The following is a 15,276-nucleotide window of genomic DNA, read 5'->3' on the forward strand; positions in this document are numbered from 1 at the left end:
GATTTTCGTCCGGTCGGCGACCGCATTTTCTACTGACTCCATCCACACCGACGATTCTGACCGAACATGACCCAGCTGAACAAATATTCCAGCAAAATCACTCAACCGAAAAGCCAGGGAGCATCTCAGGCGATGCTCTACGCGACCGGAATGAGCCGCGAAGACATGGACAAGCCGCAAGTCGGAATCGGCAGTGTTTGGTACGAAGGCAACAGTTGCAACATGCACTTGCTGGACTTGGCCGCGGAAGTCAAAAAAGGAGTGACGGACGCTGGCATGGTCGGAATGCGATTCAATACCATCGGAGTCAGTGACGGAATTTCGATGGGGACCGACGGGATGAGCTTTTCCCTGCAGAGCCGCGACCTGATCGCCGATTCGATCGAAACCATCATGGGCGCGCAGTGGTACGACGCATTGATCGCGTTGCCCGGGTGTGACAAAAACATGCCCGGATGCTTGATCGCCATGGGACGGTTGAACCGACCCGCCATCATGATCTACGGCGGAACGATCAAACCCGGTTTTCGGAACGGCGAGAAACTGGATATCGTCAGCGCGTTTCAGTGCTACGGCCAGTACATCGCCGGCCAAATCAGCGACGATGAACGACAAGAGATCGTTCAAACCAGTTGCCCGGGAGCCGGAGCCTGTGGCGGGATGTACACCGCCAACACAATGGCCACTGCGATCGAAGCTTTGGGAATGTCGTTACCGTACTCGGCCAGCATCCCAGCCGAGAATCAGGAAAAGAAGGACGAATGCCACAAAGCCGGCGCTGCCATCCTGAACCTGCTGGAAAAGGACATCAAACCAAAGGACATCATGACTCGCGCCGCATTTGAGAATGCGATGGTGACTGTGATGGCGTTGGGTGGCAGCACAAACGCTGTGCTACACCTGCTGGCGATGGCTCGTGCCGTTGACGTGCCGTTGACCATTGATGATTTCCAGTCCGTCAGTGACCGCGTTCCCTATCTCGCTGACCTTAAACCCAGCGGACGTTTCGTCCAAGAAGACTTGCATTCGATCGGCGGCACGCCCGCGGTGATGAAGTACTTGTTGGAAAAAGGTTTCATGGACGGGTCATGCATGACCGTCACCGGCAAGACGCTTGCGGAAAACCTGGAGTCATTGCCGGGACTGAAGGAAGGGCAAAAGATTGTCGCACCGGTGGAAAAGCCCATCAAGTCGAGCGGTCATATCCGGATCTTGAGAGGATCACTGGCCCCCGATGGTGCGGTGGCCAAGATCACGGGCAAGGAAGGCCTGCAGTTCACCGGCCCGGCAAAATGTTTTGACAGCGAAGAAGAAATGTTGGCCGCGTTGGAGCAAAAGAAGATCGCCAAAGGTGACGTCGTTGTCATTCGCTACGAAGGTCCACAAGGTGGCCCGGGCATGCCCGAGATGCTGACTCCCACCAGCGCAATCATGGGCGCGGGGCTCGGCTCCGATGTGGCGATGTTGACTGACGGGCGTTTTAGCGGTGGAAGCCACGGGTTCATCGTCGGACACATCACTCCAGAAGCTCAACTGGGCGGCCCGCTGGGACTGTTGCAAGATGGAGATCAGGTCACCATCGACGCCGAAACCAATCGTCTGGACGTAGATGTCTCAGAAGAAGAAATGCAGCGTCGTCGCGATGCATGGGTCGCCCCGCCACTGAAAGCAACCCGAGGGACGTTGTTCAAATACATCAAGTGCGTGAAAACGGCCAGCGAAGGTTGCGTCACTGACGAGTGACGCTCCGCGGCTGTCAACGTGCTTCAGAATCCATTTCATCTACCATTCCAGGAGGACCGCCGTGGCATACCTTTCCCCCGGTGGCGCCAATCGCTCGGCTGCCGATGCACACCGTCTCGCTGAACGCGGAATGCGTCACATCGAAACGGCGTTGAAACGTCAAGACGACTCCTTTACGGGGGAATTGGAAAAGGCGATTGATGCGTTCAAACGATCACTGGCGATTCAACCGGATAACCCAACGGTTTTTTATCACTACGGCTTCGCTTGCTTCATGATGCTGGACGTCGTCGAAGAAACGGGGCAACGCATCGAAATGGCCGATGAAGCGATCCGGCGCTTCAAACAACTGATGGTGATCGAGGAAGACCAGCATCTGATGGATTTGCTCGGGGGCGTGCTGTTTCGACGAGGAACGCTCGCCGATTCGCCAGAAGAACGCCTGAAGTATTTTGAGGACTCGATCGATCACTTGCAGCGGTTGTTAGCTTGTGAGCCAGAGGACGAAGAACTGCGCGGAAAGACGTGGGTTTCCCTGGCGTTGTGCCACGCTCATCGTGCCGTCAACTCGTCACCAGATGCAAAGCGAGCCGGTTTTCTCACCGCGGTGGATTGCTTTGAGAAAGGCATCGAGCTTGATGGCTTGGATCTCTCGATGCGTTACAACTACGCCAACGCCCTGATGGATGTGGGCAAGTGGACGGACGATCCCGGTGAGAAAATGCAGTGGTTTGAGCGGTCCCTCGAGGTGCACCGCGACTCCGTTACGCAACTCGATGTGATCAATGACCCGATGATCGAAGTGGTCTCCGACGAAGTCATGACGGCGATTCAGACGGGGACGGCAGAGGACTTTCGCTACAACTACGCGTGCCTATTGTCCCTGATGGGCCAGCCCGATCGAGCGATCGGGGTGTTGAGAGAAATCATCGCTGAGAATCCGCAGCGTGTAGCCGACGTCATCAACGATCCGGATTTCGAATCGTTGCACGAATCCTCAGACTATCAAGAACTGATAGCTGACGGGACTACATGATCCCGCCGTGCGTCCGAATGGGCGTTAAGTGGCTGGGCTGATCGATCAGCCAAAAACGCTCCCACTCGTCGACAAGCGACCGCATGTCTTCGGAGGTATACAGCAACTGCTGAACACGACGTTCCGGCCGAGGTGAGTAGATCGGAACAAAGCATCCGACCGTGGTGCTCAGGCAAAGGGCCAAGAATGAAAGTTGCATCAGGCGACGCATCGGGCGTTCCTCCGTGAACGATATCGACTCTGGATAGGTTGGGTTTCAGTCCGTGTCCCAACGACCACTGTGATTTGGAGGGGCCGATGAGTCGGGATTATTGGTGCCGCTTGGCTTCGACGGTTTGCTGTCAATGGAGTCAAACGTCTCCAAATCCAGATTCTGGACAATCGATTCCATATACTTTCCTGGCTTGAAAGTCACAACATGCTTTTTCGGCACCGTGACTTCTTCGCCCGTCCGCGGATTGCGTGCCCGTCGGGCAGCCCGCGTCTTTACTTCAAAAACGCCAAAATTCCTCAGCTCGATGCGGCCGTCACGCAAAAGCGTGTCGATAATCGCATCAAAAGTCTTCTGGACAATTTCTTTCGTCTGTTGCTGAGTCAGCCCGACCTCTTCCGAAATCGTTCGTACGATGTCTTTTTTGGTCACCGATGACTCCTCGCCACACGCGATTCTCCACGGTTTCCCGCGTCAAACCCTCGCGTTGCAATCGCTGTAAACCCTTGTGAAATTACGACTTAACGAATTTCAGTCTAGGGCAGCGGTTGAGTGGCGTCAAGCCTCCGGAAGCAACCTGGGGACCCCAGGAGGAACCGATCGAACTGTCTCACAACTTGCTATCGGCACAAACCACCGGGACGCTTGATCTAATCGGCAAAATCCGTCCAAAAGGTACAACCGGGCTGATAAAGCCTTCTTAAACCGATTTTTGCCTGCGGCTGATCTCGATTTCCTCGAGCGTGTACAGGCGACCGTGCCCTGCCCCCGGACAGACCTCGCAGGTTTCCTTCCAATCCTTTTTTTTCTCCAACGTCGAATCCCAAAATGGCCAAGTCCGACATTGGATCGGACGCGACTGGTAGACGAGGCACTTGCGAGTCTTGGGATCCAACAGGATGCAATCCCCATCGGGATACTCGATCAGACTGCGATCACGCCCGACTTGTCGCACGAATTTTCGCTCGAACGCCTCTTCCGTGATTCCGATCTCGGCTGCCATCGCCGCAATTTCAGCGTCGTCGACCCAGACAAATCCGGGTTCGCCGCTGCAGCATGCTCCACACTGCGTGCACTCAAATCGCAATCCGTCTCGATACCAAGGCCCTTTTTCTGCCTTCTTGGCGTCCTTGGCTTTCTCCTTTGCCTTCTTGCCACCGGACTTCTTGCCGCCGGACTTGTTCTCTTTGGATGGCTTAGAATCAGACATGCCTGCAGGTGCGGTAAGGTGCTGTAGTGGACGGCTTGTTCAACGCAGGGGATTGTACTGACCACAGGCCCGGTTGCGAAAGTCGCCCCCATGAAACCATGCACTCGCAGAAGACTCTTGTCGAACGAAACGTCAGCCTTTCCAGGCTGACATACACAGGGGCATGTCAGCCTTTCTAGGCTGACATACACAGGGGCATGTCAGGCTAGAAAGCCTGACGTACGCGGGGCGCGTCAGGCTGGGGAGCCTGACGTACAGGGGGCGATCCAATCTTCGCTGCATCGCAGGATCTTTCGGACCACTTGCACAAGCACTGCTTCCTGAGGGCTGATCACGTGGTCTCCCGATACCGTGTTGGCAATTGCAACGAGCAATTTGTGCTGAAAAGGGGCTGGTGCTGAGGAGACCCCATTCAATGCTTCTTCAAATGCCGCCCAACTCAATTCCTCAGGTGGCAAGCGTTCGGCATCGCCCACTTCCAGCTGGCCCCAACCACGCATGTATTCAAAATCAGTGAGCGCTCCGTCGCCATCGCAACAACACAGCACAGAAAGGATAACTTGCGCGTGATGCACAAGATCACCCTGAACTTTGCGAGGGTCAGCGGGCACAGCAGCTTGCAGTGAGTGCCGGATCATCCACGCCCAGCCCAAACGCTGCCAGTCGGACGAATCGATCAATTGCATGCAGCGATCGACAATCGCCAACGCCGACTGACGCTGCTGGGCGGTGGCGTTGACCGAACTGTCGCAGATCGCGGCCAGCAACGCGTACTTGGCCTGTGGCTCCAGCGATTCAAATACCGGCCACAGTTTGTCGATGTCATCCTGATGGGAATGGTCATCCAAAGTGATCCCCAGCAGAAGCGGCAAGGCGATCGGCAAGGATGCGGGGACGCAGGCGAATTCAATCAATGGCTGAGGAATCGAATCGTAAAAGCCATCGAGCCCCGATGAGAGCTGAGAGACTTGCTCCGTACCTGTTGCCAGAGGCTCTCGAAACGACAAGGGCTGACCACTATCGACGGGGTCGATCTGTTCGCCGAAAAGTTTGCTCATCACTGCCATCGTCTGGGGTGACTCGTGGCGAATTGTTTTGGAAGCCACAGGCGCATAGATAGGTGAGTGCTCACCGTTGGGATCGATCGCCTGCAATCGACTGGCGATCGACGGATGCGTTGAAAGCATTCCTCGTCGAATGAATCGATCCACGAACAACATCGGGGCAACAATGGCAGCTTGTGGATGTCGAATGCGACCATGTTCGCGGTGCCCATCGATTCGTCGCAAAGCGGAGGCGAGCGCGAGCGGGTCGCGAGTCTTGGCAACGGCATTGGCATCGGCGAATCGTTCGCGAGATCGGCCAAACGCCATCGCCAGCAGTTGCGCCGAGATCGCACCCACCAACCCGAAAGGATAAACTGCGGCGCCCGCGATCATGAACAGAATTGCCAGCCCCGTGTGCGAGACCTCGTCGTCCAACAACCGCTTGCCTTCGATGAACAGATTCATGGACACGGATTCGATCCCCGCCAGTCCGTACAGGATCGCAGTCAGCTTGGTTCCATAGTGCGTGTCGCCTGAGGAAAGATGGCTGTATTCGTGAGCGATCACGGCTTGCAGTTCATCTCGCTGCAGATGCTCCAATGCTCCAGCAGTCACACAGAGGATGCTAGAGCGGGGATCAAGTCCTGCTGCGAACACGTTGATCCCCGGTTCGGCTTCCATCACCAAGACAGCGGGCGGCACGCAGTGATAGGCAATCGCCAATTCCTCGACAATGTTGATCAGCCGACGTTGCTCTGCATTGGAGGGCTGGTCGACATGATGACCACCCACGGCCAACCCGATCGCCCAGCCTCCTTCGCGTTCGATCCGGCGCCGCTCGAAACGCGTCGCCAAACCGATTGCCATCCATGTGCCCAAGATCGACAGCAGTGATGTGCACCAAAGCATCTTCGTCGGGTCCACGCATTTTTCGGAGACCGGCACCTCCTGATCAAACGCGTGGACAAACTCGAGGTATGCATCGCGATACTGTCCGGCCGAGTGGACACGATTTGATTGTGACCAGGATTGTGGTTCTTCGGTGCTGTAAACAGCATCCACATTTTCGCTGCGGCGCCGGGCTTCGTCATTTTGAACGACCGCAAACGCGATCGCAGCCACCGTCAAGAACATGAGGATGTATCCCAGAACGATCCCGGTCGTCGTCGCCGTGATCGCTTGGGCGACCAGCACCATCGAATACCAACGAGCCGAGACGCGCGTCTCACGCGTCTTGCGTTTCCAGAAATCAAGCATCACGCTGTCTCATGCTTTGCGACGGTGCCGGAATAGAAATCAAGTCAGAGGCTGTGCCCCGACCCGCCTGAGTCGCCGGGCTCAGACTCCTGCGGCTACCAATTCGACTTTGGGTGCGTGCTGAAGCTCCGCCGAATCATCGAATTGCAACATCGACAGATCTTGGCCGAAACCAACCGACGACGCGACGACGACTGTTGGGAAGCAGCGACGCTGAATGTTAAAATTCGTGGCCAAGTCGTTGTACAACTGACGGGCAAATGAAATGCGGTTTTCGGTGCTGGTCAACTCTTCCATCAAGTTGGCGACCGTTTCATTGGCCTTCAAATCCGGGTACGACTCGATGACCATCGACAAACGTCCCATCGCACCCATCAACGCTCCTTCGCTCGTCGCCAAGCCTTTCATTGCCGTCGCGTCGGTCAAGTTGCCCGATGCGTTGGCCAAATTGCTCGACGCCTGTTGACGTGCTTTGATGACAGCCTCCAGTGTTTCACGCTCATGCCCCAGGAAAGCGCGGGTTGCTTCGACCAGCGAAGGGATCAAGTCGTGGCGTCGCTTTAATTGGACTTCAATCTGGGCAAAGCCGTTGGTGGCTTGTTGGCTGGAGGAGACCAGCAGGTTGTAAATTTTGACGACAAATCCAGCGAGACCGAGTGCAACTCCGGCAACGCAAGCGAGGACGATTCCAGGAACCATGGCGGGATTCTCTTTTCTATTCGAGCAAGAGCAGTTGCGATCGACGTCGCGTGCCTGCTCATCAGGGAGAGGGTTGACAGCACAAGCCTAGGATCGGATCGATGGTTTTCCGGGCGCCGAGGGCAGCAGAAATCCGGCCGGGGGGACGTAAGAGGCATGGAATTCCACGTTTGTGACGTTTGTATCAACCGCAACGGCGATCCAACCGCTGCCAGGTGCTGGTCATCGGTTCGGGAACGTGTACCCTAAAGGCCTACCTTCGCAACTGCGTCGGTATTTCCACCCTCCCGCCTGCCATCCCCCATTCTCTGCTGACGATGAATTCCTCCGCCATTTTTGAACAATTGCTGTCCGCTGGCGACGATCCAGAACGAGTCCTTGATCAAACAGTCGAGTATTTTCGTTCACAGGCACTGCCGATGGAATTGTTCGAGGCGTTGAAGATGCAGATTCGAGCCCGGCTCGGACTGGCTTTGAATCCAACAGACAACGAACCAAGTCGCAGCGAGGACATCGACCGTGCATTGGAGTCAGGGTTGCTCAACGCGTGCCGCGAATCCGGACGCATGCTGATCGATCAAGGACGCGTATTGGAAGGCTGGACCTACCTGCGTCCCATCGGAGACATGGACGAAGCGCGTGAGATGTTCAGCAAGATCGAAATCACAGATGAAAACTACGAGGAGATGATCCAGGTCCTGTTGCATGAAGGTGTCGATATCGGCCGCGGTTTTCAAGCCATCTTGGATCACCAGGGAACCTGCAACAGCATCACCATGTTTGACCAAGCCGTTGGACAAAGGGGGAAAACTGATCAACAGGCCGCCGCTGAGCGACTGCTGCTTCATTTCTACAACGAACTGATCGAACTGGTCCGAGCAGACATCACCGAACGGGACAAAGCACCCGGCCCCGACGAATCCTTGTACGACATGATCTCGACGCGCAAGTGGGTTCTGGAGGAAGGCGGCTACCACTTGGATACAACCCACCTCTCAGCCACCGTCCGCATCGCGTCCGTGTTGAACCAGAGGGAACTGATCGACAAAGCGTGGGAGTTGACGCAGTACGGTAAACGATTGAATCACCAGTTCCAATATCCCGGCGAAGAACCGTTTGTCGATTTCTATCCCGCCTACGCCGCGTTCTACGGAATCCTACGTGGCGAAAACGTTGAGCCGGGCCTGAAACTGTTCCATCGCAAGGCGACTTCGGTCAACGCCGAGCAACACGGCACGGGCGCCATTGAAACCTACGTCGACCTGCTGGATCGGGTCGGACGGCATCAGGAAGCCATCGATGCAGCGATCGAAATGGTGCCGGACGACGTTCCCAGCGCACGAATCGTTCCCCTGTTGCTGGACATCGCGGGACGAGCCAAAAAAGCCGGTGTGGAGAACCCATACGATGCTGTCCTGGCGTACTGCCAAGACCACAACGATGTGTTGGGATACGCCGCCGCCCTGCACGCAAGCAAGTGAGCCGCTAAGAAGTCCCGCTAGGTCATGCTCTGCATGACCTACGAGTCCTGCTTCTGCAACAACAGCTTGTGTTCATCCCGCAAGACGTTTTCCAGTGGCGTGGTGTGTTCTGCCAGGATCTCCTGGTCCGTGACACGACTGTAAAAGTCCAGCGTGATGTCTTTGCAAAGCTGTTGCCAGTGGTGAATCAAATCTGATGCCGGTCGATTGATGGTGACGATACCATTCTGATTCAATTGTGCCGCTGCCGCATTTCGCTCACGCGTCGGCGGGTGTGTGTCGTGCAACTCCTGTTTGCGTTGTTCCGTTTCAGCAGCAATTTGCTGGATCGTTGTTGCAGGTAGTGTCCTGCCGATGTGCAGCATGAATCGCGGAATGTTGTCGACCAACACCCCCGCGTGGAAGAGCTGTTTGAGATTCTCGATCGTGATTTGATAGGCCGCGCCGTAGCGTTCGAAATTGGCAGAGGACTCAATGAAAGCCCTGGTGCCCGCCAAATGGATCGCGTGCCGATCCGCATCGTACTCCATCTCCCTGGAGAGTGACCCAGCCACGGCATGCCCCGCCAGTCCAAAGTACCACATCATGCGGCGTCCTACCCAACCGATCACGTACATGATTCCCAACAAGAAGTTGTTGCTGTGCTCGGAATTTGCGATCAGGTACGAGTTGATTTCAGCACGAACCATGCCCACGTAAGCCGAATGCATGAACCATCCGGTCAGGCTGCGGATTAGGTAACTCGCCTTCATTTCGCGTCCTTGGCGAAAATGCCCGAATTCATGTGCAATATCGACCGCCAATTGCTGGGTCGATTGCACAGCGATCAGAGGAACTCCCAATGTCAACACCAGATCGGGCTTGCCAAAACTCATCCACCCGCGACGAAGTGATGCTGAAGCATTGAATTCACAATCCAGATTGATTCGCGACGGTTTCGGCGCACCGACCTTGTCGCAGATCTGGTCCACGAACTCATACATCACAGGTTGATTTTCCCGGGTGAGCGTCATGGATTGCTCGTCACCGCCGGCTCCATGCAGCATCAGGCGAATCACCGCGATGAACATGTTGAACACCGGCAGCCATGAGGCGAGCACCAAAAAGCAGGCGGCTACGAAGAGCATTCCCAGAGCGGGATGCGGCAGCATGAAGGGTTCGCTGCCCAGCCAGCGAAAGAAAAGCCAGAACAGAATGACGCTCGATGCGATCACGAACAGGGTGAACAAGGCAGGAACAATCAACATCGCCATCGAAACCGTGACGAGCTTGGACCCCATCTCCTTGGTCCTTTCCACCGGCGGCATCTCAGCGGCAAAGGACTGTTGAATCTGGACAACGGTCAACTTTGGAGCGACGGCAGCTCGATTGCGCATCTGTTGAACAGCGACCGCTGACGCAACGGTTTGGTCCAAGCTGCCGAGCACATCGGCAATGTCTCCCGACATGGGGGCTGCAGAGGCAGGTACTGAGATCATTTCTGCTGCAGCATCCTGCACATGAACCGGCACGCGATGAGGGGCGGAGACACCGGGAACCTCCAAGTGCGCGGTCGCATCCAGCGCCGCCGCAGAAAGTGCTTGATCAAAAATCGGATCCGCCGACCGAGGCGCCGCAACCGGCGCAGACAGTTGTTCAAACGCCGGCAGGTTGTCAAACAAACTGCCCTCAAGCTTTGGCGTTGAGGGCGTCCCGCTGTCTTGATTCAACCACGCGTCTTCCTGAGGCTGACTCGCTTGGGATGGCGGTGACTCACCGACAAATCGCTCGGGCTGTTGTGCCGATGGATTTTGCCCCGACGACTGCGTGCGGCCTTGCGCCGATGCGGGCACACCGGGAATCACCAAGATCGTTTGGCATTGCGTACATTTGGTTTTGCGACCCGCGTTCTTTGCGTCAACCTTAAAGACTTTCTCGCATTGACCGCATTTGAACCGAATGAACATCGACGCATCGCTCCGGAAATCTCTTGTACTTCGCTCGACTCGTTCCAAGTCAATTTGTTGGCCGTAAGGTTAGTTTATCAGGTTTGGCAGCAGCACGAGCCAAGTTCAGGTAGGTCATGCTCTGCATGACAAAAAACGTCCATCGCAACCTGACGGCACTGGATGCCACTCGTTTTTCTCGTTCAATTCAGGCTGCCGAACGTGACGAAGGGCGTGCCGTATTTCGTCATGCAGGGGACGTGAAAAGAATTGTTGCTGTCTATGACCGTGAAGCTGTCTCAGACGGTAGCCGGTGATAGAGCGCAGCGATCATCGCCGGTTCATTTTCACGTTCCCAGCAATCCCCTCAGTCGCGGATGCGACGACAGCATACAGCCTGGGGCGCGAGCCCCAGGTGAACACCGCCCGACGCCGCCAACAAGCCGCGGAGCGGCGGCTTCGCCGCGACCCCAGGCTATGTTGTTTAACCACTTCGTGGTCGGTTTGGAGAATAAGTGTCCTCTCTCGTTGCCAAAATCACGCGGAGCGATGATTGCTACGTGGATTTCGCGACACTTATTTTCCGCACGTCCCGAGCATGACCTACGAGTTCTAATCACTGACGTGATGCAGTTGGACTGTCACCGAACGATGGTCCGATCCCATGCGTGGACCGACGCGGTGAGAGGTGCAATGCCAGTCCTCCGTGGTCAGCACGTGGTCCAGGACCAAGCCGAACGGGAAACCGCGAGCTTGATACCACGTCGGCGTGATGTCAAATCCATCGATGGCACGGTGCAAATGATTGGCCTTCGCAAAGTCCCAAAAGACGGGAGACCAGGGAGTCAAATTCAGATCACCCATCAGAATCTTGGAGTTTTTATCCATCGAGTTCTCGTCGGTCTGGCGAACCAGTTTCGTGACTTCCTCCAGATGCCGGTTGCGAGCAGCAAACAAGGACGATCCCATCGGCGGCAACGGATGCGTGGCGATGACAACGCACCCGTGATTCGGTAACTCGGCAACGATCGTTTCGATCTCCGTGTTCTCGTGCAGATAGACTCGTGAGTTGTTCATCGGAATCGATGAGTACAGGCCGATTCCAAAGTTGCCCGTGTTGCTGGGGCGTACTAAGCGATGGGGGTAGTCGGTATGGAACTCACTCTCGAGCCTGCGGGCGAGAGGACCGCTTAATTCCAAGATCGCAAACACAGTGGGATCGGCGTCACGGATGTCGGCGACGATGGCATCATGATTCTGGTTTCGGGTCAACACATTCATGGTCATGACCCGCAGCGGTGGACCGTCTGACAATTCACTGTCGCCGCGTTTGGGAAACGCGAACTGAAACGCTGGCAGGTGGAGGATGCCGATCATTATCGCCAACGCGACGCCACGCCAACGACGCAAGATCAAGCACAGCAAGCCAATCCCGATCGCAGCGATGAGTTGCTGCGTTCTTAAGTTGGCCAGCAGATCAAACAACCAAAAGCTGCGGGCAAAAAACGTGAAGATGCAACTCAGAGCAAGTCCCAACAGCGACACCACAATGAACGCGTCGAGGGTGCCCCTGAAGCCTACTCTGGCTGGTGTCTTTACGTCGTCTACATTTTCCGCGAGGTCGGTCGTGGATTTGCTCACGGTTACCGGCCCAACAGCACTCGATGCATCTCCGAGTCACCCACCAAGAAGGCTTCGGCACCGAAAGGAGCGATTCCGTGCGGACGTTTCATGTTGGATTTTGACGATGTCCCGACCGTTTCAATGGTGTTGGCGGTTAAGTCGATGCGTCGGACCACGTGGTTTTCGGTGTCCACTACCAACACATGTCCTTGGCCGTCGATTGCGATTCCCTTGGGACCGCGAAAGGTCGCGTGCAGCGGTGGGCCGCCATCTCCGGTGTGTCCTTTCTGCCCGGTCCCAGCAACGTGTTCGATTTTCGATGTCTCGCGATCAATTCTCCAAACACTGTTTCCTTCCCGGAGCACGACCCAGATGTATTGATCGTCAACAGCGAGCGAACGGGGGCCGAACAACGGTGTCTCCGAAGCGACGGCACCGTTGGTAGGCAAGGCTGGTTTTCCGGTTCCGGCAAAGGTGGTGACGATTCCGGTTGCCAAGTCGATGCGTCTGACTCGATGATTAATCGTGTCGGCAACCAGCGCACCGCCCGTCCCGTCGAGCACGACGCTGTGCGGCTGACTGAATCTCACGGCGTCACCGGATTTCCCGTCCCCCTGAAAACCCGGTTGTCCGTCGCCCGCAATCGTGCGAATGATTCCGGTCTCTGCATCAATAACCCGAATCACGTGATTGCGTGTATCAGCGATGTAGAGATCGCCGTTCTTGTCCAAGCGGACTTCGTGGGGCCAATTGAACGTCGCCATCGTGGCCGGCCCCCCGTCGCCCGAATATCCTTGCTTGCCATTGCCGGCAACTCGGTGCAGAACGTTGTCTGATTCCTGCCAACGCCAAACGGAGTGATCGTCGATTGTGGTCAAGTAAACCGTGTCCGGGCTCAAGCACTCAATGCCGAACGGGTTACCAAGGGGCGTCGACGTCGGCGGCAAGGCCTCGTGAACTGGATCTTTTTCGGGCAACGCCAGCGGTGACTCTCCGGTGCCGGCCCAGACGCGGTAGCCATCCTGGGCAGTCGCTGAATCTTGAGCGATCCCAGGATGAATCCCTGCGATGACGAATGGAATGCACAGCGAGATTGCGGCAATGAAGCGAATTCTATTCACGCAAGAGACTCCCAAGAATTGAATCGAAAAAGTGACGGTGGTGCAGTTGGCATGATAACCCCATTCTAGGCGAAGGCGAGATCCGATTGGCGAAACAGCACCAGGTGTGACCAGACACGTTGACGATTCTGGTATAACCTCCTGCGTCTCTGGTAGCTCTGTCGATAACAAACACATTGAAAGTCGTCTTGTGAAAATCGCTGTGTTCAGCACCAAGCCGTACGACGAGTCGTTTCTGCGTGCCGCATCAGAAAACCACTCCCATACGCTGACGTTCCTGGAACCGCGTCTCACCGCCAAGACGGCCGCATTGGCCAATGGCTTTGATGCCGTCTGTGCGTTTGTCAACGATCAGTTGGACAGCGACGTGATCCACACTCTGTCCGATCATGGCGTACGAGCGATCGCATTGCGTTGCGCCGGATTCAACAATGTCGATCTCGCTGCGGCGTCTGAGTGTGGCGTCACCGTGGTCCGAGTACCGGCCTACTCACCTCATGCCGTTGCCGAGCACACCGCGGCACTGGTATTGGCCCTGAACCGCAAGATCCATCGAGCGTACACTCGTGTGCGTGACGGCAATTTTGCGTTGGGGGGACTGCTGGGGTTTGATCTCAATGGCCGCCGCGTCGGCGTCGTGGGTACCGGCAAGATCGGGGAGATCTTTGCCAAAATCATGTCAGGATTTGGCTGCAAGCTGCTGGGATTCGATGTCCAGCAGAACCCGGAATGCGAGCGGTTAGGAATGCAATACGTTTCGCTCGACGAGCTGTTCGCCGAGTCCGACGTCATTTCGCTGCACTGCCCTCTGACCCCACAAACTCATCATTTGATCGACGCTGCGGCGATCCAGAAGATGAAACCAGGGGTCATGATTGTGAACACGAGTCGCGGCGCGGTCATCGATACCGGCGCAGTCATCAACGGGCTCAAGAGCGGCAAGATCGGGCACCTGGGAATTGACGTTTACGAAGAAGAAGCCGATTTGTTTTTCGAGGATCTCTCCAGTCAAGTCATTCCCGATGACATGCTGTCGCGACTGCTGACCTTTCCCAACGTCATTGTCACCGGCCACCAAGGATTCTTTACCGAAGAAGCCTTGAGCTGCATTGCCGAAACGACTCTGCAAAACTTGACCGACCTGGAAAGTACCGGCAATTGTCCCAACGCGGTCACGACGACTGGATAGCCGTAGCAGATATTTCGTCGATGGGGATTTGATGACGGTAGAGCCGAGCACTGTTTGCCCGTCAAAGTAATCAATGTCGGCCAAGTGTGACCGACCTACAACCAGATTCGCTTGTTGCCGCTCACTCAGGCCATTGTGAGGGAATCAAAGTGGTGGCAGGTCGGCCTGGTTCTTTCGCCACGCGGACGGAGTCACGTACATGGTCGTGACACGTGATGCACAGCGAGGTCAGTTGCAAATACGTGAACGCTGCCGCTTGGTGATTTTGTTTCTCCGCGAGCTCCTCCAATTGGCGACATTGGCGACGAAATTCGGCGCTGAAATGCTCATAGATGGTGTCACGTGGGCGTGGCCACTCTGCCGCTTCGCTGATGTGTCGCATCTCAACGGCGCCACGTTGGATGGCTCGATAGTCCCTACGCAAGAGGCCCTCCAGGACGCTCTGGGAATACGTGAGCTTTGAACGCATCAACAGACCTTCGGACTCGTTGATGCGAGCCACGGGAGGAGGATCCGCTTGGGTGGCGTTGGTGAGTAAGAAAGCCGAGCCGATCAGTGCGACCGCCGACACAAGAATCAAAAATAGTCTCATTTCATAGCCTCATGCATTGAGATGGGAACGGGGGAGCGTCATTGAAGCAGAAACCACAGGCATCTTTCGAGCCAGATCATGGCTTGGATGACGAAATACGCGATATTTCAGCGAGAGGCATTCGTCAAAAACTGTATGTGTGC

General features: G+C 55.9%; 13 protein-coding genes. 4 read left to right on the top strand and 9 right to left on the bottom strand.

The features are described from left to right. Positions 1-66: 66 nt before the first annotated feature. Together ilvD and Pla52nx_RS20145 are read left to right on the top strand one after the other, a co-directional pair. A complete protein-coding gene (gene ilvD, locus Pla52nx_RS20140; RefSeq protein WP_146520528.1) occupies positions 67-1,743 on the top strand; it encodes a dihydroxy-acid dehydratase in 1,677 nt (558 codons plus the stop codon). Positions 1,744-1,804: 61 nt separating this feature from the next. Continuing rightward, positions 1,805-2,779 carry a tetratricopeptide repeat protein gene (locus Pla52nx_RS20145; RefSeq protein WP_146520527.1) on the top strand — a complete coding sequence of 325 codons (975 nt, stop codon included), beginning with the start codon at positions 1,805-1,807 and terminating at the stop codon, positions 2,777-2,779. On the opposite strand, the gene Pla52nx_RS20150 is transcribed toward Pla52nx_RS20145, so the two are convergent. The 5 genes from Pla52nx_RS20150 to Pla52nx_RS20170 all read right to left on the bottom strand — a co-directional run bounded on the left by Pla52nx_RS20150 (position 2,772) and on the right by Pla52nx_RS20170 (position 7,202). Beyond that, positions 2,772-2,990 (bottom strand): hypothetical protein, encoded by a 219-nt coding sequence (locus tag Pla52nx_RS20150; protein WP_146520526.1) that lies wholly within the window; start codon positions 2,988-2,990, stop codon positions 2,772-2,774. The two genes, Pla52nx_RS20145 and Pla52nx_RS20150, sit on opposite strands and share 8 nt — an antisense overlap. A gap of 45 nt (positions 2,991-3,035) precedes the next feature. Next, positions 3,036-3,422 (bottom strand): HU family DNA-binding protein, encoded by a 387-nt coding sequence (locus tag Pla52nx_RS20155; RefSeq protein WP_146520525.1) that lies wholly within the window; start codon positions 3,420-3,422, stop codon positions 3,036-3,038. A gap of 268 nt (positions 3,423-3,690) precedes the next feature. Further along, positions 3,691-4,200, bottom strand: coding sequence for a YkgJ family cysteine cluster protein (locus Pla52nx_RS20160; protein WP_146520524.1), 510 nt, complete (start codon positions 4,198-4,200; stop codon positions 3,691-3,693). 233 nt (positions 4,201-4,433) lie between these two features. Next, positions 4,434-6,503: a M48 family metalloprotease gene (locus Pla52nx_RS20165; RefSeq protein ID WP_146520523.1), complete on the bottom strand. Its 2,070-nt coding sequence runs from the start codon at positions 6,501-6,503 to the stop codon at positions 4,434-4,436. Between the two features lie 81 nt (positions 6,504-6,584). After that, the gene (locus Pla52nx_RS20170) at positions 6,585-7,202 is read right to left on the bottom strand and encodes a LemA family protein (RefSeq protein WP_146520522.1); all 618 of its coding nucleotides are present in this window, start codon (positions 7,200-7,202) and stop codon (positions 6,585-6,587) included. 317 nt (positions 7,203-7,519) lie between these two features. Here Pla52nx_RS20170 and Pla52nx_RS20175 point away from each other — a divergent pair, with 317 nt between their 5' ends. Then, entirely contained in the window at positions 7,520-8,683 is a 1,164-nt protein-coding gene (locus tag Pla52nx_RS20175; RefSeq protein WP_146520521.1) for a hypothetical protein, read from the top strand. Between the two features lie 38 nt (positions 8,684-8,721). On the opposite strand, the gene Pla52nx_RS20180 is transcribed toward Pla52nx_RS20175, so the two are convergent. The 3 genes from Pla52nx_RS20180 to Pla52nx_RS20190 all read right to left on the bottom strand — a co-directional run bounded on the left by Pla52nx_RS20180 (position 8,722) and on the right by Pla52nx_RS20190 (position 13,352). Then, positions 8,722-10,629, bottom strand: a complete 1,908-nt coding sequence (locus Pla52nx_RS20180; RefSeq protein ID WP_146520520.1) for a M48 family metallopeptidase — start codon at positions 10,627-10,629, stop codon at positions 8,722-8,724. 591 nt (positions 10,630-11,220) lie between these two features. After that, on the bottom strand, positions 11,221-12,249 hold the full coding sequence (locus Pla52nx_RS20185; RefSeq protein WP_146520519.1) for an endonuclease/exonuclease/phosphatase family protein: 1,029 nt from the start codon (positions 12,247-12,249) through the stop codon (positions 11,221-11,223). 2 nt (positions 12,250-12,251) lie between these two features. Beyond that, positions 12,252-13,352 carry a hypothetical protein gene (locus Pla52nx_RS20190; RefSeq protein ID WP_197454652.1) on the bottom strand — a complete coding sequence of 367 codons (1,101 nt, stop codon included), beginning with the start codon at positions 13,350-13,352 and terminating at the stop codon, positions 12,252-12,254. A gap of 190 nt (positions 13,353-13,542) precedes the next feature. On the opposite strand from Pla52nx_RS20190, the gene Pla52nx_RS20195 reads away from it, so the two are divergent. Beyond that, positions 13,543-14,541 carry a 2-hydroxyacid dehydrogenase gene (locus tag Pla52nx_RS20195; protein WP_146520517.1) on the top strand — a complete coding sequence of 333 codons (999 nt, stop codon included), beginning with the start codon at positions 13,543-13,545 and terminating at the stop codon, positions 14,539-14,541. Positions 14,542-14,662: 121 nt separating this feature from the next. Here Pla52nx_RS20195 and Pla52nx_RS20200 read toward each other — a convergent pair whose 3' ends face one another. Further along, positions 14,663-15,133 (bottom strand): hypothetical protein, encoded by a 471-nt coding sequence (locus Pla52nx_RS20200; protein ID WP_146520516.1) that lies wholly within the window; start codon positions 15,131-15,133, stop codon positions 14,663-14,665. Positions 15,134-15,276 lie beyond the last annotated feature (143 nt).

Source organism: Stieleria varia (assembly GCF_038443385.1).
Taxonomy (GTDB): Bacteria; Planctomycetota; Planctomycetia; order Pirellulales; family Pirellulaceae; genus Stieleria; species Stieleria varia.

Coding starts and splice junctions, on each gene's coding strand:
- Pla52nx_RS20180 (WP_146520520.1), bottom strand. CDS start 10,629: ATGTTCATTCGGTTCAAATGCGGTCAATGCGAGAAAGTCTTTAAGGTT.
- Pla52nx_RS20200 (WP_146520516.1), bottom strand. CDS start 15,133: ATGAGACTATTTTTGATTCTTGTGTCGGCGGTCGCACTGATCGGCTCG.
- ilvD (WP_146520528.1), top strand. CDS start 67: ATGACCCAGCTGAACAAATATTCCAGCAAAATCACTCAACCGAAAAGC.
- Pla52nx_RS20150 (WP_146520526.1), bottom strand. CDS start 2,990: ATGCGTCGCCTGATGCAACTTTCATTCTTGGCCCTTTGCCTGAGCACC.
- Pla52nx_RS20165 (WP_146520523.1), bottom strand. CDS start 6,503: ATGCTTGATTTCTGGAAACGCAAGACGCGTGAGACGCGCGTCTCGGCT.
- Pla52nx_RS20160 (WP_146520524.1), bottom strand. CDS start 4,200: ATGTCTGATTCTAAGCCATCCAAAGAGAACAAGTCCGGCGGCAAGAAG.
- Pla52nx_RS20175 (WP_146520521.1), top strand. CDS start 7,520: ATGAATTCCTCCGCCATTTTTGAACAATTGCTGTCCGCTGGCGACGAT.
- Pla52nx_RS20170 (WP_146520522.1), bottom strand. CDS start 7,202: ATGGTTCCTGGAATCGTCCTCGCTTGCGTTGCCGGAGTTGCACTCGGT.